At 65.3% G+C, this 23245-nt stretch carries 21 protein-coding genes; 11 read left to right on the top strand and 10 right to left on the bottom strand.

Going from position 1 to position 23245, the window contains the following annotated elements:
* Positions 1-10: 10 nt before the first annotated feature.
* Positions 11-1885 carry an ABC-F family ATP-binding cassette domain-containing protein gene (locus J2X65_RS06195; protein WP_310199341.1) on the top strand — a complete coding sequence of 625 codons (1875 nt, stop codon included), beginning with the start codon at positions 11-13 and terminating at the stop codon, positions 1883-1885.
* 375 nt (positions 1886-2260) lie between these two features.
* On the opposite strand, the gene J2X65_RS06190 is transcribed toward J2X65_RS06195, so the two are convergent.
* The 3 genes from J2X65_RS06190 to J2X65_RS06180 all read right to left on the bottom strand — a co-directional run bounded on the left by J2X65_RS06190 (position 2261) and on the right by J2X65_RS06180 (position 5827).
* A complete protein-coding gene (locus J2X65_RS06190; protein ID WP_310199339.1) occupies positions 2261-3520 on the bottom strand; it encodes a porin in 1260 nt (419 codons plus the stop codon).
* Positions 3521-3861: 341 nt separating this feature from the next.
* Positions 3862-4308, bottom strand: coding sequence for a DNA polymerase III subunit chi (locus J2X65_RS06185; protein ID WP_310199337.1), 447 nt, complete (start codon positions 4306-4308; stop codon positions 3862-3864).
* Positions 4309-4321: 13 nt separating this feature from the next.
* Positions 4322-5827, bottom strand: a complete 1506-nt coding sequence (locus tag J2X65_RS06180) for a leucyl aminopeptidase (protein ID WP_310199335.1) — start codon at positions 5825-5827, stop codon at positions 4322-4324.
* Between the two features lie 224 nt (positions 5828-6051).
* On the opposite strand from J2X65_RS06180, the gene lptF reads away from it, so the two are divergent.
* The 6 genes from lptF (at position 6052) to rsmA (ending at position 13778) form a co-directional block, all read left to right on the top strand.
* Positions 6052-7209: an LPS export ABC transporter permease LptF gene (gene lptF / locus J2X65_RS06175; RefSeq protein WP_310199333.1), complete on the top strand. Its 1158-nt coding sequence runs from the start codon at positions 6052-6054 to the stop codon at positions 7207-7209.
* A gap of 37 nt (positions 7210-7246) precedes the next feature.
* Positions 7247-8332, top strand: a complete 1086-nt coding sequence (lptG, locus tag J2X65_RS06170; RefSeq protein WP_310199330.1) for an LPS export ABC transporter permease LptG — start codon at positions 7247-7249, stop codon at positions 8330-8332.
* Positions 8329-10794, top strand: coding sequence for an LPS-assembly protein LptD (locus J2X65_RS06165; RefSeq protein ID WP_310199328.1), 2466 nt, complete (start codon positions 8329-8331; stop codon positions 10792-10794). Before lptG ends, J2X65_RS06165 begins: the two co-directional genes overlap by 4 nt.
* Before the next feature lie 97 nt (positions 10795-10891).
* Positions 10892-11881, top strand: a complete 990-nt coding sequence (locus J2X65_RS06160; RefSeq protein WP_310199326.1) for a SurA N-terminal domain-containing protein — start codon at positions 10892-10894, stop codon at positions 11879-11881.
* Between the two features lie 8 nt (positions 11882-11889).
* The gene (pdxA, locus tag J2X65_RS06155; RefSeq protein ID WP_310199324.1) at positions 11890-12909 is read left to right on the top strand and encodes a 4-hydroxythreonine-4-phosphate dehydrogenase PdxA; all 1020 of its coding nucleotides are present in this window, start codon (positions 11890-11892) and stop codon (positions 12907-12909) included.
* Positions 12909-13778 carry a 16S rRNA (adenine(1518)-N(6)/adenine(1519)-N(6))-dimethyltransferase RsmA gene (gene rsmA / locus J2X65_RS06150; protein WP_310199322.1) on the top strand — a complete coding sequence of 290 codons (870 nt, stop codon included), beginning with the start codon at positions 12909-12911 and terminating at the stop codon, positions 13776-13778. The genes pdxA and rsmA overlap by 1 nt, the downstream gene beginning before the upstream one ends.
* On the opposite strand, the gene gmk is transcribed toward rsmA, so the two are convergent.
* The 7 genes from gmk to fabD form a co-directional block, all read right to left on the bottom strand.
* Positions 13768-14433: a guanylate kinase gene (gene gmk / locus J2X65_RS06145; protein WP_310199320.1), complete on the bottom strand. Its 666-nt coding sequence runs from the start codon at positions 14431-14433 to the stop codon at positions 13768-13770. The two genes, rsmA and gmk, sit on opposite strands and share 11 nt — an antisense overlap.
* Positions 14434-14438: 5 nt before the next feature.
* A complete protein-coding gene (locus tag J2X65_RS06140; RefSeq protein WP_310199318.1) occupies positions 14439-15326 on the bottom strand; it encodes a YicC/YloC family endoribonuclease in 888 nt (295 codons plus the stop codon).
* A gap of 80 nt (positions 15327-15406) precedes the next feature.
* The gene (gene mltG / locus J2X65_RS06135) at positions 15407-16411 is read right to left on the bottom strand and encodes an endolytic transglycosylase MltG (RefSeq protein WP_310199317.1); all 1005 of its coding nucleotides are present in this window, start codon (positions 16409-16411) and stop codon (positions 15407-15409) included.
* Between the two features lie 388 nt (positions 16412-16799).
* Positions 16800-18062, bottom strand: coding sequence for a beta-ketoacyl-ACP synthase II (fabF, locus tag J2X65_RS06130; RefSeq protein WP_310199315.1), 1263 nt, complete (start codon positions 18060-18062; stop codon positions 16800-16802).
* 87 nt (positions 18063-18149) lie between these two features.
* Positions 18150-18386 carry an acyl carrier protein gene (locus J2X65_RS06125; RefSeq protein ID WP_013165911.1) on the bottom strand — a complete coding sequence of 79 codons (237 nt, stop codon included), beginning with the start codon at positions 18384-18386 and terminating at the stop codon, positions 18150-18152.
* Between the two features lie 231 nt (positions 18387-18617).
* Positions 18618-19358 (bottom strand): 3-oxoacyl-[acyl-carrier-protein] reductase, encoded by a 741-nt coding sequence (fabG, locus tag J2X65_RS06120; protein ID WP_310199309.1) that lies wholly within the window; start codon positions 19356-19358, stop codon positions 18618-18620.
* A gap of 15 nt (positions 19359-19373) precedes the next feature.
* Positions 19374-20324, bottom strand: a complete 951-nt coding sequence (gene fabD / locus J2X65_RS06115; protein WP_310199307.1) for an ACP S-malonyltransferase — start codon at positions 20322-20324, stop codon at positions 19374-19376.
* 393 nt (positions 20325-20717) lie between these two features.
* On the opposite strand from fabD, the gene rpsF reads away from it, so the two are divergent.
* From rpsF to rplI, 4 genes are all read left to right on the top strand, one after another.
* Entirely contained in the window at positions 20718-21188 is a 471-nt protein-coding gene (gene rpsF, locus J2X65_RS06110; protein ID WP_213363495.1) for a 30S ribosomal protein S6, read from the top strand.
* Positions 21188-21451 (top strand): 30S ribosomal protein S18, encoded by a 264-nt coding sequence (gene rpsR, locus J2X65_RS06105; protein ID WP_213363885.1) that lies wholly within the window; start codon positions 21188-21190, stop codon positions 21449-21451. Before rpsF ends, rpsR begins: the two co-directional genes overlap by 1 nt.
* Positions 21452-21649: 198 nt before the next feature.
* A complete protein-coding gene (locus J2X65_RS06100) occupies positions 21650-22555 on the top strand; it encodes a DUF2232 domain-containing protein (protein WP_310199304.1) in 906 nt (301 codons plus the stop codon).
* A 36-nt stretch (positions 22556-22591) separates the two neighbouring features.
* Complete coding sequence (rplI, locus tag J2X65_RS06095) at positions 22592-23155, top strand: 50S ribosomal protein L9 (protein WP_310199302.1); 564 nt, start codon at positions 22592-22594, stop codon at positions 23153-23155.
* The last annotated feature ends 90 nt before the right edge of the window (positions 23156-23245 follow it).

The raw sequence follows: 23245 nt of genomic DNA, 5'->3' as shown, positions 1-23245 counted from the left end.
AAAGGCGCAGGTGATCACACTCGACGACATATCGCTGCGCCTCGCCGGCCGCCTGCTCATCGACCACGCGTCCGCCGCTATACCGGAAGGCGCGCGGGTTGGACTTGTCGGCCGCAACGGCACCGGCAAGACCACGCTGTTCCGCGCGATTACCGGCGAACTGTCGCTGGAGAGCGGCCAGATCCGTCTCCCCACTGGCGCTCGTATCGGCCAGGTGGCCCAGGAAGCCCCTGCTGGCCCGGAGAGACTGATCGACGTGGTGCTCGCCGCCGATACCGAGCGGGCGCAGCTGATCGCCGAGAGCGCCACCGCCACCGATCCGGCCCGGATCGCCGAAATCGAGACCAGGCTCGTCGATATCGACGCTCACGCCGCGCCGGCACGCGCGGCTCGCATCCTCGCCGGCCTCGGCTTCGACGATTCGGCGCAACAACGTCCCTGCTCGGAATTTTCCGGCGGGTGGCGCATGCGGGTTGCCCTCGCCGCCATCCTGTTCGCCGAGCCAGATCTGCTGCTGCTCGACGAACCGACCAACTATCTCGATCTAGAAGGCACGCTCTGGCTGCAGGACTATCTTGCCCACTATCCGCGCACCGTCCTGATCGTTAGCCACGACCGCGAACTATTGAACGAATCCGTCTCGTTCATTCTGCATCTCGACCGAGGCAAGCTCCAGCTCTGGCGCGGCGGTTATGATTCCTTCGAGCGCCAGCGTGCCGAGAAGCTGCAACAGAACCAGAAGCTGCGCGCCAAGCAGGAAGCCAAGCGCCGGCACATGGAAGCCTTCGTCGAGCGTTTCCGCGCCAAGGCGACCAAGGCGCGGCAGGCGCAGTCGCGCCTCAAGGCGCTGGCCCGGATGGAGCCGATCGCCGAAGAGCTCGGCGAGGCGTCGGCGGCAATCTCGATCCGCCATCCCGAGCGCATCCCCTCCCCTCCTATTCTGACGCTGGACGGCGTGTCGGTCGGCTACGAGCCGGGCAATCCGGTGCTGCGCAATCTCACCTTGCGCATCGATCACGACGACCGCATCGCGTTGCTGGGACCAAACGGCAATGGCAAGTCGACCTTTGCCAAGCTGATCTCCGGCCGGCTGGAACCTCTGGCCGGACGCATGGTTCGGGCGGCTGGTCTCGACATCGCCTATCTGGCCCAGCACCAGCTCGACGAACTGGTGGCCGATGAAAGCGCCTTCCACCACATACGTCGACTGATGCCCGAAGCGCCCGAGGCCAAGGTGAGGTCACGGGCGGCGGAACTGGGCTTTTCCGGTCCTGCCGCCAACACGCCGGTCTCGTCCCTGTCGGGTGGCGAGAAGGCGCGGCTCCTGCTCGGGCTCGCCGCCTTTCACGGCCCTCACCTGCTGATTCTCGACGAGCCGACCAACCATCTCGACATCGCCGCCCGGCAGGCGCTGGTGGAAGCGATCAACGACTATCCTGGCGCGGTGATTCTGGTCAGCCATGATCGCTCGCTGCTGGATGCGTGCGCCGAACGGCTCTGGCTGGTCGCCGACCGCACTGTCGCGCCCTATGACGGCGATCTCGACGAATACCGCAAGCTGGTGCTGCGTCGCTCAGACCGCAAGGATGAGAGTTCCCTCCCGAAATCGGATACCGCCCGCCAGATCGCGGCGCGCCGGCGGGCAGAAGCGGCACCATTGCGCAAGAAACTGAAGGACATAGAAACCCGCATGGCCCGGCTGGAGCGGCAGATCGCCGAACTCGACAGCCAGCTTGCCGATGCGTCGCTCTATATCAAAAATCCGCAAAAGGCTGCCGAACTGGGACGGCAGCGAAGCGAGCAGAGCGGGAAGCTCGGCAGCGAAGAAGAGAGCTGGATCACGCTTTCTTCCGAGATCGACGCTTTGGAAGCGGCCGGCGACTGACGTCGCGATCCAGTCGTTCCGGCACAGCCAATATTTCCGTCCTGGGAAAGTCCGGCGGTTCCCAAGGAACCATGTCACAGGACATGCGCGCCTATTCGCGGCCTTCATCAACGCGCGCAGAACACGCTCTCATGGCAGGGGGCTGGAGTTTGTCATGCCAAGAGATGATGCGGAGTTCGGCTTCGGGAGCCTCGTCTCACCAATGAAGCCGGGGAAGCCGCAACGCCAAGCGGGCGCGGACGCCTCGCTCCGCCCTATCAAGGATCGGGCTGGTACTGGGCGGTCAGGCAAGCCTCCAATGGCGATACGAGATACCCGACAAAAAGAAACCCCGGCACAAGGCCGGGGTTTCCAAGGCATTCAGACCCAATAGGATCAGAAGGTGCGACGCACCGACAGGATGACCTGCTGGGCGTTCGAGCTGTCGATGAACGAGCCGTAGTCGTTCAGGACCGGGTTGTCGTAGTCGGTCTGCATGAAGGTGTACTGGGCGACGAAGAGCAGGTTCTTCACCGGCGACCAGTTCAGGCTGCCGCCGAGCGTCCAGATGTTGTAGTCGGAGTAGCCACCGAAATCGACAGCCGCAGACGGGGCGCTGAGCTGGCCGTAGTTGCCATACAGCACGCCGAAGACCTGGGGCGTGAAGAAGTGGGTGAGTTCGGCCGCGATCGTCCAGGCATCACCCGTCTCGAGGGTGTTGGTGACCGGGTTGTAGTAGAGGTCCTGAGCCAGCTGGCTGCTGATGGTCGAGAAGCCACCGTTGATGCCGGTGTAACCGACCGCACCGCTGCCGTAGGCGCCTTCGATGTACAGCGTGTCGCCTTCGCCGAGGGTCGGCAGGTTGAACTTCACGCCGCCGAGGACGGCCCAACCAACCGAGTCATCGGTGGAGATGCCGAAGGGGTCGTAGTAGCTGTCGTCGAGCTGACGGATGGCACCGGCGATCTGGAAGCCGCCCCACTCGCCTTCGTAGTTGATGTTACCGATCAGCGCCGGGATGTCGGGCTGAGCGATTTCACCGAGGCTGTCGCCGTTCGAACGCGACGAGTCGTCTTCGAGCGAGATCGTGGCCGTGAAGCCGCCGCCGAAGTCGGCGGTGTAGGCAGCCGCGGTCACGTTGGTGTCAGCGGTGATCGCCGGGGAGTCGAAGCCCCAAACGTTGTTGTCGGCATAGTAGTCGAAGAACGACTGGACCTTACCGAAGGTGAAACCAGCGAACTGGATGTAACCCTTGTCGAGGGTGATCGCGGTGGAGTCGCCGCCGTCGCCGTAGACGTTGCCGAGACCGTCGCCGTAGGTGGCGCGCAGGTCGATGAACGAACGCAGGGTGCCGTACTCGGTCTGCGTGCGGGCATCCAGACGGATGGTGCCGCGCGAGCGGAAGTACGAGGACTGGAAGTCAGCGTTGTTCAGGTAATCGTAGTCCTGGTAGTAATAGTCGGCCTGCACGAAGCCGCCGACCTTCAGGCAGGTATCGGTGCCCGGAATGTAGTAGAAGCCCGCGCCGTAGGTCGAGCAGATCTTCACATATTCCGCAGCCTTCGCCTTCACAGGCAGATCGGCCGCCGCAGCAGTCCCGACCATCGCAAGCCCAGCCACCGAGCCGAGCAGGATATTCTTCATGACCGTCTTCACTTCATTCTCCCCCAAATTGGATCAATGTTGGGTTTTCGATTGTCAGGACCCACCGCACGTGAAGCACGGCATCCGCGGACGATATTGTTTGAATCGGTTTCGGGGCGCAAAGCCAAAGTGCCGGAATTGGGCGACGAAAGGGCATTCCGCGGGCGGGTGTTGCACTCTAGACACATTTTGAGGGAGGCAACCGAGTATGCCGGTCCTAAAAGGACCAGAACGGAAAGCTTTTTGAAATCAATGGGTAAGCTTAACCGATCCTTAACGGGGCCGCGAGGTCATCCACAGGCCGCGGAAGCCATCCGCCCAGACCGCGCCGCAGTTGGTTTCGGCCGCCTGCCTTACTTGCGCGACCAGCGCCCCTGCGAATCCTGCTGCCAATAGGCAACGTCGTGCCCCGCCGCCCGGGCGGCACGCCAGCCCTGCCGGGCACGTTCGATCCGGGCCGGGTCGCTATCGTCGAACATGTGAATCACCCGCACGTAAGGCGAGGCGTCGTCGAGCGTGGCATCCTCGACGAGAAAGCGGACCTGCGCGTCGTTCGGATTGCCCTCGCGATCAGTCAGCAGCACGGGCTGTCGCTGCGGCTCCGGCTGCCGGTCGGTTCCGTGCGGAAGAAAGGAGGCCTCGGCATACGTCCACAAATGCTGATCAAGCGCATCGACCCGCTCGGGCGAAGAAGCCTGCACGATACAGCGCCAGCCCCGCTCGAGGCATTTTTCGAGCAGTTGCGGCAGGGCCGCCTCCAGCGGTCGTTCTTTCAGGTGATAGAAGAAGACCTCCGTCACGGCAGCGCTCGGCTCAATCCTCGTACTGGTGCGCCACCAGATGATCGAGCAGCCGCACGCCCCAGCCGCCGCCCCAGCTGCGATTGATCTCGCTCTGCGGCGAGGACATGCCCGTGCCGGCAATGTCGAGATGCGCCCACGGCACCGTGCCAACGAAGCGCTGCAGGAACTGCGCGGCGGTGATCGAACCGCCGAAGCGGCCGCCGGTGTTCTTCATATCGGCGAACTTCGAATCGATCAGCTTGTCATATTCGGGCGAGAGCGGCATGCGCCACACCTTCTCGCCCGTCTCGAGCCCGGCCTCGTGGAGGTTGGCGGCGAGAGCGTCGTCATTGGAGAACAGGCCGGCGTTCTCGGTGCCGAGCGCCACCAGGATGGCGCCGGTGAGCGTGGCAAGGTTCACCATGAAGCGCGGCTTGAAGCGCTCCTTGGTATACCAGAGCACATCGCCAAGCACGAGCCGGCCCTCGGCATCGGTGTTGATGATCTCGATGGTCTGGCCCGACATCGAAGTGACGATGTCGCCGGGTCGCTGCGCCTTGCCATCCGGCATGTTCTCGACGAGGCCGATGACGCCCACGGCGTTCACCTTGGCCTTGCGGCGCGCGAGCGCATGCATGAGCCCTACCACGCAGGCGGCACCGGCCATGTCGCCCTTCATGTCTTCCATGCCGGCGGCCGGCTTGATGGAAATGCCGCCAGTATCGAACACGACGCCCTTGCCGATGAACGCGACCGGGGCGGCATCGCTCTTGCCGCCGTTCCAGCGCATCACCACCACCTGGCTTTCCTCATCCGACCCCTGCCCGACGCCGAGCAGCGCGCGCATGCCGATCTTCTTCAGATCCTTCTCGCCCATCACCTCGACATCGACGCCGACCTTGGCAAGGTCGCCCGCACGACGCGCGAATTCCGTCGGGGTGAGAACATTGGCGGGCTCGTTCACAAGATCGCGGGCGATCACCACTCCCTCGCCGATGCCCTCGCGCTTCTTCCACGCACGCTTGGCCGCGGCATCGTCGCCGACATAAAGGGTGATGCGCAGCTTGCCGGCGTCCTCGGACTTCTTTTTCGTCTTGTAACGGTCGAAGGAATAGGCACGCAGCCTCAAGCCCAGCGCCACCTCCGCCGCCGCCTGGGCGCTCACCTCTACGCCGGGCAGATCGAGCAGAATGCCGACATCGCCTGCCGAATCCGGCAGCTTGCCCATGATGGAGCCGCCAAGCGTCAGCCAGTCGATCGGCCGCAGATCGGGCGCTTTGCCCACGCCGAACACGAGAAGGCGCGGCAGCGAGAGCCCCGACGGCGCCAGCAGATCGAGAACGGCTCCGCTCTTTCCCTCGAAGCGATCCGCCGCTCCGGCACGCTCCAGCAGGTCGCCGGCCGGCGCTGCCAGCGCCTCGGCCACCGCCGACAGGCTCGCCCGTCCACCCGCAGCACCCGAAGCTGCCAGCAGCACGCTGAAGCCCTCGAGGGTAGCAGGAAACTTGGCAAAGCTGATCTTCACGCTGTCGGCCATAATCGGGCACCTTTGTACTGGCAGGTTGGAGCCATCGGGCCTGTTTAGACCATTCGCGACGTGACGACGAGAGGCACCGTCGACCGGAGTTAACAGCCTCGCTCCCGGCGGGATTTGCACCCGGCGGCGAGCCCGCTTATTCATCGTGGCGAAAGAGGTCGCGCACCTCGGTGCACGATGGTCGCAGGGGACGTTTCGGAAGGTATGATGAGGAACGCCCATTGATGACCCGCCTTGATCGCTACGTGTTCCGCTCGGCGGGCACGGCGTTCGTCGGCACGCTGGCCGTGTTGGCCGGCATGATCTGGATCACCCAGGCGCTGCGCGAACTCGACATCATGACGACCCAGGGACAGACCATCCTGGCCTTCGTCTTCATCACCAGCCTCGCCTTGCCGGCGCTGGTGCTAGCGTTGGCGCCGGCAGCTCTGTTCCTCGCGGTCGCCCACACGCTGTTCCGCATGAACAGCGATTCGGAGATCGTCGTCTCCAGCGCGGCGGGTATCTCGACCATCCGTTTTCTGCGTCCGCTGATCATATTGGCCGTCCTGGTCGCTGCGCTCTGCACCGCTCTTTCCATGGAGCTGGTGCCGGCCGCACTGCGGCAGTTCCGTTATGAGGTCACGCGCGTGCGCGCGGACGTGGTCGCTTTCATCGCCCAGCCAGGACGCTTCACCACCCTGGCACCGGGCATGGTGTTCAACGTGCGCGAGCGCAACACCACCGGCGTGCTGGGCGGCATCTTCATCAACGACGCGCGGAACTCGGAGGAAATCAGCACCTATCTCGCCGACCGCGGGCAGATCGTCGATACCGAAAAGGGCACGTTCCTGATTCTCGAGGAAGGCGCGATCCACCGCCGCACGCCTGGCAAGCAGGACAGCAACGTCGTCGAGTTCCAGCGCTACGCCTTCGATCTGTCGCCCTTCACCGCCGGAAGCGACAGCCCGGTCTACCGAGCGCCGGAGCGCAGCTTCCGCGAATTGCTGAGCCCTCCTGCCGACGATCCGGCGTATCAACGCGATCCCGGTCGCTTCACCGAGGAGATCCATCGTCGGCTGTCGCTGCCGCTGTATGTGCTTGCCTTCTTCGGCATCGCTGCCGCGGCGCTGGCCGAGCCTCGTACGACCCGCGAGGGGCGCGGGCTCGCCCTCGCCGCCACCGCGCCCTTTGTGATCACCCTGCAGGTGCTCAGCTTCGGGCTCATCCAGCAGGTACGGAACAATGCCGGCCTGGTGCCTTTCGTCTATCTGGTGCCGATCCTCGTCATCGTCGGCTCGGCGCTCTCGCTCAGCGGCCGGTTCAAGCCACGGATGCCGGAAGCGATTCGACGCCGGCTCGATGCCCTCGCCCAGCGCGTCGTGCGCGAGACCGTGAACTGAACCGCATGCGTATCATTCGGACGATGGGAGCGATGCGGTGATCGGACGCACGCTCGGAATCTATTTCGCCCGCCGATTCCTGAATTCGGTGCTCGGCATCTTTTTCGGCTGCGTGTTCCTCATCATGCTCATCGACTTCCTCGAGATGTCGCGGCGCGTGGGCGAGAGGGACATCGACACGCTGACCCTTTTCCTGCTCACCATCTACCGGGCGCCGTTCTTCACCGAGCAGTTGCTGCCCTTCGCGGTGCTCTTCGGCGCCATCGGCACTTTCCTCACCCTGTCGCGGCGGCTGGAACTGGTGGTGGCGCGCGCCGCCGGCATCTCGGCTTGGCAGTTCATCTCGCCGGCGGCGATCTGCGCGGTGGTGCTCGGGATTCTCTCGACCACCCTCTACAATCCGATATCGGCCGACTTCAAGGAGCGCGCGAATCGCATCGAAGCGGAGATCTTCAACCGCCAGACCGGCTTGTTCGCCTCGACCAATAGCGGCTTCTGGATCCGCCAGCAGAGCGTCGACGGCCAGGCCATCATCGAGGCAGCGGCCCAGACCGGAGGCGGGCGCCAATTATCCGGCGTTAACGTCTTCTTGTTTGGTTCCGATGGAAAGCTGGTGGAACGGATCGAGGCTCGCAACGCCGTTCTGGAAGCGGGGGCCTGGCGGCTCAACGAAGTGCGGGTCCTTACCCCCACGATAGGCATTCAGAACTACGACACCTATATGGTTGCAACCAATCTCACCCCCGATCAGGTGCAGGAAACCCTGCAGAGCGAGACCGTCTCGTTCTGGGATCTGCCTGAGGCGATCGAGGCGGCGACGCGCGTCGGCTTCGGGGCCGAGCGCTACCGGTTGCAGTATCAAAGCCTTCTGGCACGGCCGGTTCTGCTGCTGGCGATGGTCCTCATCGCCGCATCGGTCAGCCTGCGCGTGTTCCGCTTCGGCGGCATCGGGCAGACGATTCTCGGTGGCGTGGCCGCAGGGTTTCTGCTTTATGTATCGACCAAGCTCGCCGAGGATCTTGGTGAGGTCGGGATCGTGCATCCCATTATCGCAGCGTGGTTTCCAGCAGTCGTTGGGGCATTGATGGGGGTTCTCATCCTGCTTCACCGGGAGGACGGATGAAGGTCGGCCGCGTACCTGCCGGCTACATTGGCAAGGTCACCCCGGTGTCCGAAGGGCATCGCAGGCGCCTCGCCAGTTGGCTGTTCTCGACGATTTTGTGCAGTGCGCTGGGCGTCCTCGCTCCGGCAGGCGGAGCTGTTGCCCAGGAGGCGAACACCGCCGCCGCGCGCGAGCTTCTGACCCAGCGCCAGACCGATCCGAACGCCAAGATGTTGGTGACCGCGGATGAGCTGGTCTATGACTATAACCGCAATGAGGTCATCGCCGACGGCAATGTGCAGATCTATTACGACGGCGCGGTGCTTGAGGCGAAACGCGTCGTCTATGATCGTGCCAACAACCGCCTGAAGGCGGAAGGCGGTGTGCGGCTGAAGGACAAGGACGGCAAGGTCATCGCCGCCGAAAGCCTCGACCTGTCGGAAAATTTTGCTGACGGCTTCGTCAACTCGCTGCGCATCGATACGCCGGACAACCTGCACTTCGCCGCGGCGCGTGCCGATCGCGAAGGTGGCGACACCACTGTGCTCACCAGCGGCGCCTACACGCCCTGCGAACCGTGCAAAACAAACCCGGAAAAGCCGCCGCTCTGGCAGATCAAGGCAGCGCGCATCATCCACAAGGAGAAAGAGCAGACCATCTATTTCCAGAACGCCAGCCTGGAGTTCCTCGGCGTTCCGATTGCATGGGTGCCCTATCTCGAGGCTCCGGACCCGACTGTCAAACGCAAGTCGGGCTTCCTGATGCCTCAGTTCATCAACACGTCCGAGATCGGCTTCGGCGGCACGATCCCCTATTTCTGGAACATCGCGCCCAATATGGACGTGACGTTCTCGCCGCTCATCGTCTCCAAGCAGGGCGTGGTGCTCGACGCCGAATTCCGCCACCGGCTGGAGACCGGCACCTACAGCGTGCGCGGCGCCTGGATCGACCAGATGGACAAGGACGAGTTCCTTGGCACGCCGGGCTATCGCGACAATCGTGGCTTCGTCGAGACGCATGGCCGCTTCAACATCAACCAGAACTGGTACTGGGGCTGGGACGGCTGGCTGACGTCGGACAAGACCTTCCTTCAGGACTACCAGTTCATCAATGACAACGTAAAAGAGGTCACCTCGCAACTGTATTTGGTCGGTCAGGGCGACCGGTCCTATTTCGATCTGCGCGGCATGTATTTCCAGGGCCTCACGGAATATGACGACCAGGACCAGCTGCCGGTCGTCGGTGTCCTGGACTACAGCAAGACCCTCGGTCAGTCGGTGTTCGGCGGCGAGTTCAGTTACGATTTCAACTTTACCGCCCTGACCCGCGAGGAAGTCGATCTGCGCGCCACCTCCGCGGCGTTCGTCGTGCCGGAGATCGTTCAGGGTGCGACCAATGAATGCGACCTGACCGCCGTCGGAGCCGACCCCGCCCAGCAGCGCCAGGACTGCCTGATGCGCGGCATGGCCGGCACCTATACCCGCCTGTCAGGCGTCGCCAACTGGCGCCGCACCTTCATCGACGACGCCGGCCAGATGTGGACCCCGTTCCTTAACGCCCAGGTGGATGTCGCCTCGGTGCAGGCTGAGGCGCAGGATTATCCTTGGCTGTCGAGCAGCGATCAGTCGCTCGTCCGCGCCATGCCCGCCATCGGCCTCGAATATCGCTACCCCTTCATGTCCACCGAAAAATGGGGCACGCAGACCATCGAGCCGATCGCCCAGATCATCGTGCGGCCGAACGAGACCGATATCGGGCAGTTCCCGAATGAAGACGCGCAAAGCCTGATTTTCGACGACACCAACCTGTTCGAGATCAACAAGTTCTCCGGCTATGACCGGGTCGAGGGCGGCACTCGCGTCAATTATGGCATCCAGTACAATGCCTTCATCGGCGGCGTCGGGCAGGTGAACGCTCTCATCGGCCAGTCCTATCAGCTGGCCGGGCAGAACTCCTACGCCATCGGCGACATGGCCAATACCGGCCTCGAATCCGGCCTTGATGACGACCTGTCCGACTATGTGGCGCGGCTCTATTATGCACCGACGCAGAACTTCGCGCTGATCAACCGCTTCCGCTTCGACGAATCGGACTGGGCGGTCGAGCGCTACGAGGTCGAAGGCCGCGCCACCATCGATAAGCTGACGGTCGGGGCCATCTACGGTCTTTACGCCGCTCAGCCGCTGCTCGGCTATTATGAGCAGCGCGAGGGCGTGCTGGGCACCGGCAGCTACAAGATCGACCAGAACTGGAGCCTGCAGGCAGCCGCCCGCTACAATTTCCAGGTCGACGAGATCGACTACACGCTGTTCGGTGTGAGTTACATGGACGAGTGCTTCGGCATCACCCTGAGCTATAAGTCGGACTATACCGAGAGTGGCAACCGCGAGCGCGTCGATACCGTGCTGCTGACCCTCACCCTGCGGACGCTCGGGACCGTCGGCTTCTCGACCGGCGTCGGCGACGGTTCTTCGTCCGAGTGACGGCGCCGTCCGGAGCGTCGCATTGACGCCACAACCAACGGCCAGAACAACCGCGATCGCGGTAGGGTCCGCCGGAAAGAAGGAGAAGGGTTGCGCTATGCTTACGAAGGGTCATCGCAAGCAGGTTTCGCGCATCCGTTTGGCCCCGGCGTCCCTCTCGCTCAAGGGCATGTGCCGCACGGCCTTGCTATGTGCCGGCCTTGCATTGCCGGCTTTTGTGGCGCCTTCGCCCGCCCAGGCGCAGCAGATCCTCGTGATGGTGCAGGGCGATCCCATCACCAGCTTCGACGTGAGCCAGCGCATCAAGCTTGTGCAGCTCACCGAGCGCCGGTCGCTTAACAACAAGCAGGCGCTGGAGGAGTTGATCGACGAACGGCTGAAGATATTCACCGCCAATCGCTATGGCATCACCATCGATGACGCGGAAGTGAACAAGATGTTCGCCAACATGGCGAGCCGTTCCGGCCGCACGGCCGATCAGCTGACCCAAGCGCTGTCGCAGGCCGGCATCGATGCGCGCATCCTCAAGCAGAAGATGCGCGCGGACTATGTGTGGAACAACTATGTGCGTGGACGCTTCTCGTCGGTGACCACGGTGCGCGATTCCGACATCTTTGCCGCGCTGAACGCCAAGGGGGCCGATGTCGCCCAGGCCCAGCGCACCACGGAATATACCGTGCGCCAGATCGTCCTCGTCGTCTCGCGGACCGCCCCTCCGGCGATGCGTTCGCAGCGCATCGCCGAGGCGAATGCCCTGCGCCGGTCCTTCACCGATTGCGACGCTGGCGTCGCCGCCGCCCGCCAGTTGCGCGAGACCGTGGTGCGTGATCCGGTGATCCGCACCTCGGCCGACATGCCTCCGGCGCTGCGCAAGATCATGGACGAGACCCCGATCGGCCAGACCACGCAGCCGGAAGTCACGCAGGCCGGTATCGAGATGGTCGCCGTGTGCAACCGCCGTGAAGTCATCGGCGAAAGTGCGCAGAAGCGCGAGGTCCGCAACGAATTGCAGAGCAAGCAGTTCGACACCCAGTCGGCCCGCCTGCTTGCCGAAGCGCGCAAGAGCGCCATGATCCAGTATCGCTGACGCGCCTGATGAAAGCCCTTTCCTCCCCGCTCGCGCTATCGCTGGGCGAACCGGCGGGTATCGGGCCGGACATTGTCCTCGCCGCCTGGCTGCGACGGGAAGAGCTGCGGCTGCCGCCCTTCTTCGTCACTGGCGATCCGGCCTGCCTCGCCGCCCGCGCCGAGCATCTCGGTCTTGTGCTCGATATTGCCGAGATAGCCCCCCAGGACGCTGCGGTCGCTTTTTCTGGCGCCCTGCCGGTCGTTCCCGCCGGTCCCGCCGTCACCGCGGCACCTGGCAGGCCGGACGTCTCGAGCGGCCCGGCGGCACAGGCGGCCATCGATGCCGCCGTCGCTTTGGTGCACAATGGCAGGGCGCGGGCGATCGTGACCAATCCGATAGCCAAGTCCGTGCTTTATGCCAATGGCTTCCCATTTCCCGGCCACACCGAATATCTCGCGCATCTGTGCGGCGAGCCGGCGCCGCGGCCGGTAATGATGATCTGGTCGCCTGAACTCGCGGTGATCCCGGCCACCATCCATGTGCCGATCGCCGAGGTTCCGCGCCTCCTCACCGTCGAGTTGCTGGTGGAGACCGGGCGCATCGCTGCCGCCGATCTGATCCGGCGCTTTGGCGTCGCCGCCCCGCGCATCGCCCTATGCGGGCTCAATCCGCACGCCGGCGAAGACGGCACCATCGGTCGCGAAGACGAGGAAATCACCCGTCCCGCGGTCGCTGCCCTGCGCGCCCTTGGCATCGATGCACGCGGACCGCTGCCGGCCGACACGCTGTTCCACGCCGCGGCGCGACGGAGCTATGACGTCGTCATCGGCGCCTATCACGACCAGGTCCTGGCGCCGGTGAAGACGCTGGCCTTCGATACTGGGGTGAACGTCACCCTCGGCCTGCCTTTCGTGCGCACCTCGCCCGACCATGGCACCGCCTTCGACATTGCCGGCACCGGGCGCGCCAACCCATCGAGCCTGATCGAGGCCATTCGTCTTGCCGACCGCCTCGCCGGCGCCGGTGCGAGGGCGGAAGCCGCGTAATGAGCGCCATCGACGACCTGCCGCCGCTGCGTGACGTCATCCGCACCCACGGCCTGTCCGCGCTGAAGTCGCTCGGCCAGAATTTCCTGCTCGACCTCAACCTTACCTCCCGCATTGCCCGCACCGCCGGCACGCTGGAGGAGATGACGGTGTTCGAGGTCGGGCCGGGCCCCGGCGGCCTCACCCGCGCCTTGCTGGCTCTCGGCGCGAAGCACGTGGTGGCGGTCGAGCGCGACGCGCGCTGCATCGCGGCGCTGAACGAGGTCGCTGCGCATTATCCCGGCCGGTTGGAGATCATCGAGGGGGACGCTCTCGCCACCGACTTCGCGCTGCGGGCCGCGGGGAGCCGGACCTGCATCGTCGCCAACCTGCCCTATAATATCGGCACGCCGCTGCTTGTCGGCTGGCTCTCGGCCGAGCCCTGGCCGCCCTTCTATGAGAGCCTGACGCTGATGTTCCAGCGCGAGGTGGCCGAACGCATCGTCGCCACGCCCGGCACCGATCATTACGGACGGCTTGCCGTGCTCACCGGCTGGCGAGCCGTGGCGCGCATCGCCTTCGATGTCGCGCCCTCGGCCTTCGTGCCGCCGCCCAAGGTCACCTCGTCGGTGGTACACATCGTTCCGCGGGCCGCACCCCTGCCCTGCGACAGGCGGATACTGGAGCGAGTCACCGAGGCCGCCTTCGGCCAGCGCCGCAAGATGCTGCGCCAGAGCCTGAAGAGCCTCGGCGTCGATCCGCTCGCCCTGCTGGAAGCTGCCGGCATCGCGCCGACCGAGCGCGCCGAGCAAATCCCAGTGGAAGGCTTCGTCGCGCTCGCCAACGCGTTCACCGCACAGCGCGGCAGCAAGGCATCCGTCAGTCTGTGAGCCCGGTCAGCTCCTCGTCCAGCCGCTCGATGATCGGCGGCAGGCCGAGCTGGCGCTCGCGGCGCAGGCGCTCGGCGGCAAGGATGTGGCGTAGCGAGGTAAAGGTCTTGTCGAGGTCCTGGTTCACCAGCACGTAGTCGTACTCCCTCCAGTGGGCGATCTCGGTGCGGGCGTTCTTCAGCCGCTTCTCGATCACGCCGGAGGCGTCTTCGGCGCGGCGCTCCAGCCGCTGCTTCAGCTCGGCGGCCGAAGGAGGCAGGATGAACACGCCGACAATGTCGGAGCGCATCCTCTCGTAAAGCTGCAACGTGCCCTGATAGTCGATGTCGAACAGCACGTCGCGGCCCGCGGCCAGTGCCGCCTCCACCGGCTCGCGCGGCGTGCCGTAGAAATTGCCGTGCACTTCCGCCGATTCGAGCAGATCGTTTGTATCACGCAGACGCTCGAAGCGATCGCGACTGACGAAGTGATAGTGGATGCCCTCCACTTCGCTCGGCCGGCGCTCACGCGTTGTCACCGAGACCGAGAGATGGATCTCGGGGTGCTTCTCCAGCAGCAGCCGCGCCAGCGTCGACTTCCCGGCCCCGGACGGCGAGGACAGCACCAGCATCAGCCCGCGCCGGGCGATGGAGATTTCGGTTCGGGCCGGGATCATGCGCGTCACTCGATATTCTGGACCTGTTCGCGGAACTGCTCGACAGTCCCCTTGAGCTCAAGCCCGATCGCCGTCAGCGACACGTCATTGGCCTTGGAACACAGGGTATTGGTCTCGCGATTGAATTCCTGGGCGAGGAAGTCGAGCCGCCGGCCCACCGGTCCCCCTTCGGCCAGCATGGCGCGGGCGGCCGCCACATGGGCCACCAGCCGGTCGAGTTCCTCGCGCACGTCGACCTTGCTGGCAAGCAGCAACGCCTCCTGATGCAGCCGATCCGGATCGAAAGCCTTGCCGCTGCCGGTCAATGCGGCGATCTGATCGGCGAGTTTGGCGCGGATCGCTTCCGGTTGGCGGGCAGGGTTGGCTTCGGCAGCCGCCGTCAGCCGCTCAATGCCGTCGAGGCGCTCGTTGAGAATTGCACCGAGCGCGGCTCCCTCGCTGGCGCGCATGTCGATAAGCGCACGGAGTGCCGCCTCGAACCCGGCGGTCACGGCCGCCTCCGCCGCCTTGCGCTGTTCCGGCGTATCCTCGGCCTCGGCGATTTCCATCACGCCCTTGAGACCGAGCAGGCTTTCCAGTTGCACCGGCGGCGCGTCCATCTCGCGGGCGATGCGCGAAACCGTGGCCGCCACGGCTCTCAACACCTCTTCATTGACCCGCACTCTGACAGCCGAATCGCTGCGGGTCATGGTCAGGTTGGCATTGATGTTTCCACGGGACAGCCGCCCGGCGGCAATGGCTTTGAGCGGCGCTTCAAGAACGTCCCAGCCCACGGGCAGGCGCAGGCGCAGGTCGAGCCCCTTGCCGTTGACCGATTTGAGTTCCCACGCCCAGTTCCAGGCGCCCGAAAGCCCCTGCGTACGTGAGAACCCTGTCATGCTGGCCAGCGCCATCAACCCCACTCCCCGCCCGAACCCCTCGGGAGGGCGGGACCATAGCCAGCGACGCCGCCGCTCTCAAGCCGTCGTGGCATTCAATCCGCCGGCGGTGCGCCAGTATTGCCGGAAACGCCGGCCGCCGCCGGCTGCTGGCGTTCGATCTGCCGCCAGCGTGCCACGTTGCGGTTGTGCTGCTCGAGGGTTTCCGCGAAGACGTGCCCGCCGGTGCCATCGGCGACGAAATAGAGGTCCTTGGTCTTTGCCGGATTGGCGGTAGCCTCCAGCGAGGCGCGGCCAGGGTTGCCGATCGGCCCGGGGGGCAGGCCGGGTATGGCGTAAGTGTTGAACGGTGTCGGCGTGGTGATGTCGGTGCGGGTGATCGGGCGCTCCAGCCGTCCCTTGCCGCGCACCAGGCCGTAGATGATGGTCGGATCGGATTGCAGCCGCATCTTCTTGTCGAGCCGGTTGACGAACACGGCGGCGACGCGTGGCCGCTCGTCAGGCTGGCCTGTCTCCTTCTCGACGATGGAGGCGAGGATGACGAGTTCCTCCGGGGTCTTCACCGGGATCGAAGGATCGCGCTTCTGCCAGATTTCCTGCAGCACCGCCTGCTGCGAACGCGCCATGCGCCGCAATATGTCCTCGCGCGAGGTGCCGCGGGTGACCTTGTAGGTCTCGGGCAGCAGGCTGCCTTCGCGCGGGGTCTGGCGCACCGTGCCGGACAGCACCTCGAACTCGGCGAGCCGCTGGACGATCTGGTCGCTGGTGAGCCCCTCGGGAATGGTGAGGTTGTATTCGATCACCTTGCCGGACACGAGGGTATCGAGCACGTCCCGCGAGGAAGCGCCGGCCGCGAAAGCATATTCGCCCGCCTTCAGCTTGCCCGAGGACCGAGTGCCCACCGCCGCGGCGACGAAGACCCATTTGTCGTTGATGAGGCCCTTGGCGACGAGCAGATCGGCAATGTCCATCAGCCCGTAGTCGCCGGGAATGATCAGTGTGGTGTCCGCCGCCAGCGGCCCCGGCGCGACGTAGCGCGACTTGCCGATCCAGAACGCCCCCCCGCCGAGCAGGATGGCGACGAGCAGCAAGGTGAACACGGCGCTGCCCGCCACCACCAAGGGATGATTCGCCCGGTCGGATGCCTTGCGGCCCGGCTTCGTCTTCCTGGCGGGCCGCCGCGGCGGAGGCGGGGCCGTGTTTGATGATTCCGGTGGCGGCGAAGCGGACGGCGTCTCGGCGGCAGTGGATCCCGGGGGCGGCGAGTTCTCGTCAGTCATGGGGGGACCTCGCAAAAGCCTATGCCGCACGGATCGGTCGAACCCGCCGGGCGGACCATGCCGCATTTGCTGAATCCACGACCTCACCCGAAGGACAAGACCGCAGCGTCGGCGGGCCGCACGACGCAGGAGGCAGACTACCTCCAAATATGGCGAAAGCGGGAAGCCGGCTCGCGACTTCCCCTAACGTTCGGTCGACGACGCCCGATCAGTGCGCGTAGCGCTTGAACACCAACGATGCATTGGTGCCACCGAAACCGAATGAGTTCGACAAGGCATACTCCACTTGCCGCTCGCGCGGCTTGTGTGGAACAAGGTCGATCGGCGTTTCCATCGACGGATTGTCGAGGTTGATGGTTGGCGGAACGATCTGGTCGCGGATCGCCAGCAGCGAGAAGATCGCCTCCACCGCACCGGCAGCGCCCAGAAGATGGCCGATCGACGATTTGGTCGATGACATCGAGATGGTCGCCGCCGCGTTGCCGACCAGTCGCTGCACCGCGCCGAGTTCGATCTCGTCCGCCATGGTCGATGTGCCGTGGGCGTTGATATAGTCGATCTCGGAGGCAGAGATGCCGGCCCGCTTCAGGGCCGCGCCCATGCAGCGATAGGCCCCGTCGCCATCCTCGGAGGGAGCCGTGATGTGGAAGGCATCGCCGGACAAGCCGTAGCCGACGATCTCGCCATAGATCCTGGCGCCGCGTGCCAGCGCATGTTCCAGCGCCTCGACCACCACGACGCCGGAGCCCTCGCCCATCACGAAGCCGTCGCGGTCGCGGTCATAGGGCCGCGAGGCCTTCTCGGGCGTATCGTTGTAGCTGGTCGAGAGCGCACGGCAGGCGGCGAAACCGGCCATGCCGATGCGGCTGACGGGCGATTCGGTGCCGCCGGCCACCATCACATCCGCGTCGCCAAGCGCGACAAGGCGGGCGGCGTCGCCGATGGCGTGCGCGCCGGTCGAGCAGGCGGTCACCACGGCGTGGTTCGGGCCCTTGAGCCCGTGGGCGATCGACACATAGCCGCCGGCAAGATTGATCAGGCGGCCGGGAATGAAAAAGGGAGAAACCCGGCGCGGTCCACGCTCTTGCAGCAGGAGGCTGGTTTCCGCGATGCCCTGGAGGCCACCGATGCCGGAGCCGATCATCACGCCCGAGACGATCTGTTCTTCATAGGTCGAGGGATGCCAGCCGGCATCGTCGAGCGCCTGCTTGGCCGCCGCCATCGCATAGATGATGAAATCGTCGACCTTGCGCTGCTCCTTCGGCTCCATCCACTGGTCGGGATTGAAGCTGCCATCGGAGCCATCGCCGCGCGGAACCTGGCAGGCGATCTTGCAGGGCAGGTCATCTACCTGGAAGGTTTCGACGGCACGTGCGCCGCTCTTTCCTGCCAGGATGTTCTTCCAGCTGGTCTCGACGCCGCAACCGAGCGGCGTCACCATGCCGAGGCCGGTAACGACGACACGCCTCATTCAATCTCTCCGGAACCAGGAGCACGGCGTGCCGCGACGGTGCTCTCCCTTGGGAGAACCGGCCATCGCGGCCGCGTCTCGCCACCCTCAGGCGGCGTTCTTTTCAAGGAACTTGATGGCGTCGCCGACGGTCAGGATCGTCTCGGCGGCGTCATCGGGGATCTCGCAATTGAAAGCCTCTTCAAAGGCCATCACCAGCTCGACGGTGTCGAGGCTGTCTGCGCCGAGATCGTCGATGAAGCTGGCATTCTCAGTCACCTTCTCGGGCTCCACGCCCAGATGCTCGGCGACGATTTTCTTCACGCGCTCGGCAATATCGCTCATCGGTTCACCCTCGTCCGTATCAGGAGGTTGCTACGTTATTTCCATCGCGGTCGCCATCCGGAAGCTCCGGACAACGACCTGTTATTTGCCCCGATTAGAGGATGTCACGGACGACTCGCTTGTTCTGCGCGGTGTCCGGCCCCCTGTGAGCCGAGGCGGTCGTTAGCACACTTCATCTGGTAAAACCAGCACGCGGACGGCGCTGGAATGCCCGGATTTCCGTGGCTTTCGTCAGATCATCGCCATTCCGCCGTTCACATGCAGCGTCTGGCCCGTGACATAGCCGCCCTCGTCGGAGGCGAGATAGACCGCAGCAGCGGCGATGTCCTCGGGCGTTCCCAGTCGGGCCGCCGGAACGGCAGAAAGAATCGCATCGCGCTGCTTCTCGCTCAGAACGTCGGTCATCGGCGTGGCGATGAAACCGGGAGCGATGCAGTTCACCGTCACCCCACGCGCCGCCACTTCCTTGGCCAGCGCCTTCGACATGCCGATCATGCCGGCCTTGGCGGCCGCATAATTGCCCTGGCCGGCATTGCCGGTGACGCCAACGATCGAGGTGATGCCGATGATGCGGCCAGAGCGGCGACGCATCATGTTGCGGGCGGCCGCGCGCATCAGCCGGAATCCGGCGGTGAGGTTCACCGCGATCACCGTATCCCAGGCCTCGTCGCTGATACGCACGAACAGCGCATCGCGGGTGATGCCGGCATTGTTGACGAGAATGTCGAGATTGCCCCCGAACGCCTCTTCAGCCTGCGGCACCAGCTTCTCCACCTCTTCGGTGGAAGCAAGGTTGCAGGGCAGCACCACGGTCCGCTCGCCGAGCTCGCCGGCGAGCGCGTCCAGCCCTTCGCGGCGGGTGCCGGAGATGGCGACAGTGGCGCCGCGCGCATGCAGCGCCTTGGCGATGGCGCCGCCGATGCCGCCCGTGGCGCCGGTGACGAGAGCGGTCTTGCCGGTCAGGTCGAACATGAAAACTCCTGCTGATCAGGCGGAGGCGGCGGACGCCGCGAAGCCCGCCACTTCTTCCGCTGTGCCGACATTGGCCGAGGCGACCTGCCGGGCGATGCGCTTGGTGAGGCCGGACAGCACCTTGCCGGCGCCGATTTCGACGAGGCGCGTCACGCCCTCGCCGGCCATGAACGTCACTGATTCGCGCCAGCGCACCGTGCCGGTCACCTGGCGAACGAGGAGATCGCGAATCTCGACGGGATCGGACACCGCCGCGGCGGTCACATTGGCCACCACCGGCACCTTCGGCGTCGCGACGGCGACCGCTGCGAGCGCCTCGCGCATCGCCTCGGCGGCGGAGGCGACCAGGCGGCAATGGAAGGGGGCGGAAACCGAAAGCAGAATGGCACGGGCGGCGCCCTCGCGCTTGGCGATCTCGACGGCACGCTCGACCGCCGCCGCATCACCGGACACGACGACCTGCCCCGGAGCGTTGTCGTTGGCGATGTCGCAGACCTGGCCCTGCGCGGCTTCCTCGGCCACCGCGACCACCTTGTCGTAGTCGAGGCCGAGGATCGCCGCCATGGCCCCGGTGCCCACCGGCGTTGCCGCCTGCATGGCGATGCCGCGCAGACGCAGGAGACGGGCGGCATCGGCGATGGAGAAGGCGCCGGCGGCGGCGAGCGCCGAATATTCGCCGAGCGAATGGCCGGCCACGAAGGCGGCGTCGCGGGCAAGATCCAGCCCGGCCTCGGCCTCAAGCACGCGGATCGCGGCGAGCGAGGTCGCCATCAGCGCCGGCTGGGCGTTTGCGGTCAGGGTCAGCGTCTCGATCGGGCTGTCCCACATCACTGCGGACAGCTTTTCGCCGAGCGCTTCGTCGACCTCGGCGAAGACGAGACGGGCGCTCTCGAAGTTGTCGGCGAGCGACTTGCCCATGCCGACGACTTGACTGCCCTGTCCAGGAAAAACGAAGGCTGTGCTCATGCAGATGTTGTCCGCAGGTTAACGAATTAGGCGCGGGCAGGAACACCGGCCTGCCTGCCCTGTCAAGCGCGAGCGTCACGGAAAGCGGCGGGAAGGCACCGCTCGCCCACAGGCGGAACCGTTGCGGACGGCCGCCGCGGCACCGGGATAGGGGTTCGGCAGTGCTCCGGCAATCTTGATTTCCCGACATTTTCGCGTATAAGCGCGCGCACTGTCGGTCCCGGCCGGGGGCTGAACGGACGGTCGCGCTTGCCGCGATGTCGGAATTCCATGTGTGTTCCGCGCGTCCCGTGTCCCCGCCTTCGAGATTGTTCGAGCCTTTCCGGGGCTCGAAGGGCTCGGCGTCGGGACGATAGCCGCAATAGTGCGGAAACAAAAGGAAAGGCACGAGACATGGCTCTTTACGAGCATGTGTTCCTCGCGCGCCAGGACGTGACGGCGCAGCAGGTCGAGGAATTGACCGCCCGTTTCAAAGGCGTGATCGAGGCGAATGGCGGTACCGTTTCCAAGAACGAGTACTGGGGCGTGAAGACGCTCACCTATCGCATCCGCAAGAACCGCAAGGCCCACTTCTCCCTGCTCAACATCGACGCCCCGGCTCCGGCCGTTGCGGAGATGGAGCGCCAGATGCGGCTCGACGAGGACGTCCTGCGCTTCCTGACCATCCGGGTCGAGGAGCTTGAGGAAGGCCAGTCGGTGATGCTCCAGAAGCGCGACCGCGACGATCGCGGCGAGCGTGGCGAGCGCGGCTTCGGCGGTGATCGCGGCTTCGGCGGCGGTGGTCGCGGCTTCGGCGGTGGCCGGGACGATCGTCCCCCGCGCCGTGACCGCGAAGAGGCCAACGCCAATGTGGAGAGTGAATGATGGCTTTCGGTAGCACTGGCGGTTCCGCCGCGGGCGGCGCGCGCCGTCCCTTCTTCCGTCGTCGCAAGACCTGCCCGTTCTCCGGCGCCAACGCGCCGAAGATCGACTATAAGGACGTGCGTCTGCTGCAGCGCTATATTTCCGAGCGCGGCAAGATCGTCCCGTCCCGCATCACGGCGGTTTCCGCCAAGAAGCAGCGCGAGCTCGCGGCCGCCATCAAGCGCGCCCGTTTCCTCGGCCTGCTGCCCTTCGTGATCCGCTGATCGCGTAACCTTCGGCCTCCGGCGGCCATGCCGGGGGCCTTCGCCTGAAATGTTTCCGACCGGTCCGCGGGATGTTCCGTCGGCCCCACAGCTGAGGTGGACCTCTGATCCGCTTCTAACCGCCCCAAGGAGCGGGACAGCTCGTCGATGATGATGCTCTGGCTCATAGCGTTTGGCGCCGGTGCGGCGTCTGCCCTGATGGTCGCCGCGGTCGCGACCGGCAGCGCCTTGGCCGTGCCGCTCTTCTATCTCGCTCCTATGCCGGTACTGATCGCCGGCCTCGGCTGGTCGCACCTCGCCGCCCTCGTGGCGGCGTCGACCGCCGCCGTGCTCACCGGCCTGTTCTTCGGCGTCGAGCTGACCCTTGCCTATGTCGCCGGCGTGGGCCTGCCGGCCTATGTCATGGCCTATCTGGCGCTGATGGCGCGGCAGAGCGCGCCGGACGCGTCGCTCGAATGGTTTCCCGTCGGCCGCCTGGTGCTGGCGGCGGCGGTTGTCGGCAGCCTGGCGGTGGCCTCGCTGATCCCGCTCGTTGCCGGCGATTTCGCCGAGTATGAGGCGGCGCTGCGCAGCCTGTTCCTGGCCATGCTCACCGAGCGCGCCGGCGAAGCCGGTCCCGACGCCGAGCGCCTCGCCGACCTTCTCGTCGCCGTCATGCCTCCGGCCGCGGCGGTGGTGACCATGGCGACCCAGCTCGTCAATCTCTGGCTTGCTGCCCACATTGCCCGGATGTCGGGGCGGCTGATGCGCCCCTGGCCAGACCTCTCGGCGATGGTGCTGCCCAAGACGGCGGCAGCGCTCCTCGCCGGGGCATTTCTCGCCTCGATCGTGGCCTCCGGCTTCATCGGCCTGCTCGTCGAACTGCTCGCCGCGACGCTGCTGCTCGCCTTCGGCCTGCTCGGCATCGCCGTGGTGCATGCGGTCACCCGTGGCGCCCCCGGACGTGGCCTCGTCATCGGCACGGTATGGCTGGCCGCCCTCGCCCTCGGCTGGCCTTTCGCGGCGCTCGCGCTGCTCGGCCTCACCGAAACCCTGTTCGGCGTGCGCGCCCGGTTCCCCCGCAAGGGCGGCCGAGGCGGCCCGCCCGCCGCCAACGACATGTGAATTTTTTCGAATCGAATGCACTGAAGGAGAACCAAAATGGAAGTGATTTTGCTGGAACGCGTGGCCAAGCTCGGCCAGATGGGTGAAGTGGTGCGGGTGAAGGATGGCTTTGCCCGTAACTTCCTGCTGCCGTCGGGCAAGGCCCTGCGCGCCACCAAGGACAACAAGACCCGCTTCGAGTCCATGAAGGCCCAGCTCGAGACCCGCAACCTCGAGCTCAAGAACGAGGCGGCCAAGATCGGCGAGAAGCTGAACGGCACCGAAGTGGTGCTGGTGCGCCAGGCCGGCGAAACCGGCCAGCTCTATGGTTCGGTGTCGAGCCGCGACCTCGCCGACAGCCTGACCGCCGCCGGCTTCACCGTCGCTCGCTCGCAGATCGTCCTCAACCACCCGATCAAGACCATCGGTGTCCACACCGTGCCGGTCACCCTGCATCCGGAAGTAGAAGTGACGATCCGTGCCAACGTCGCCCGCAGCGCCGAAGAGGCCGCCCGCCAGTCGCGTGGCGAAGACCTCACGATCATCCGCGACGAGGATGAGGACGAGGAAGTTGCCGACGAGGTCGAATCGACCGAGGCCGAAGAAGCCGAGCAGGCTTGAGCCTGCCCCGACGTAAGTAACCTTGCGTCATTCGCCAAAATGTTGAGCCCGGTCGTTCGCGACCGGGCTTTTTTGCGTTCTGAATGGAAA

It is taken from the genome of Ancylobacter sp. 3268 (assembly GCF_031456575.1).
Classification (GTDB): Bacteria; Pseudomonadota; Alphaproteobacteria; order Rhizobiales; family Xanthobacteraceae; genus Ancylobacter.
This window is presented reverse-complemented; position numbering and strand designations above follow the sequence as displayed.

Excerpts from the sequence above, each read along its gene's own strand:
- J2X65_RS06180 (WP_310199335.1), bottom strand. The coding sequence starts at position 5,827 with ATGGCCGACAGCGTGAAGATCAGCTTTGCCAAGTTTCCTGCTACCCTC.
- lptF (WP_310199333.1), top strand. The coding sequence starts at position 6,052 with ATGACCCGCCTTGATCGCTACGTGTTCCGCTCGGCGGGCACGGCGTTC.
- J2X65_RS06165 (WP_310199328.1), top strand. The coding sequence starts at position 8,329 with ATGAAGGTCGGCCGCGTACCTGCCGGCTACATTGGCAAGGTCACCCCG.
- J2X65_RS06160 (WP_310199326.1), top strand. The coding sequence starts at position 10,892 with ATGCTTACGAAGGGTCATCGCAAGCAGGTTTCGCGCATCCGTTTGGCC.
- pdxA (WP_310199324.1), top strand. The coding sequence starts at position 11,890 with ATGAAAGCCCTTTCCTCCCCGCTCGCGCTATCGCTGGGCGAACCGGCG.
- rsmA (WP_310199322.1), top strand. The coding sequence starts at position 12,909 with ATGAGCGCCATCGACGACCTGCCGCCGCTGCGTGACGTCATCCGCACC.
- gmk (WP_310199320.1), bottom strand. The coding sequence starts at position 14,433 with ATGATCCCGGCCCGAACCGAAATCTCCATCGCCCGGCGCGGGCTGATG.
- J2X65_RS06140 (WP_310199318.1), bottom strand. The coding sequence starts at position 15,326 with ATGGCGCTGGCCAGCATGACAGGGTTCTCACGTACGCAGGGGCTTTCG.
- fabF (WP_310199315.1), bottom strand. The coding sequence starts at position 18,062 with ATGAGGCGTGTCGTCGTTACCGGCCTCGGCATGGTGACGCCGCTCGGT.
- J2X65_RS06125 (WP_013165911.1), bottom strand. The coding sequence starts at position 18,386 with ATGAGCGATATTGCCGAGCGCGTGAAGAAAATCGTCGCCGAGCATCTG.
- fabG (WP_310199309.1), bottom strand. The coding sequence starts at position 19,358 with ATGTTCGACCTGACCGGCAAGACCGCTCTCGTCACCGGCGCCACGGGC.
- fabD (WP_310199307.1), bottom strand. The coding sequence starts at position 20,324 with ATGAGCACAGCCTTCGTTTTTCCTGGACAGGGCAGTCAAGTCGTCGGC.
- rpsF (WP_213363495.1), top strand. The coding sequence starts at position 20,718 with ATGGCTCTTTACGAGCATGTGTTCCTCGCGCGCCAGGACGTGACGGCG.
- rpsR (WP_213363885.1), top strand. The coding sequence starts at position 21,188 with ATGGCTTTCGGTAGCACTGGCGGTTCCGCCGCGGGCGGCGCGCGCCGT.
- J2X65_RS06100 (WP_310199304.1), top strand. The coding sequence starts at position 21,650 with ATGGTCGCCGCGGTCGCGACCGGCAGCGCCTTGGCCGTGCCGCTCTTC.
- rplI (WP_310199302.1), top strand. The coding sequence starts at position 22,592 with ATGGAAGTGATTTTGCTGGAACGCGTGGCCAAGCTCGGCCAGATGGGT.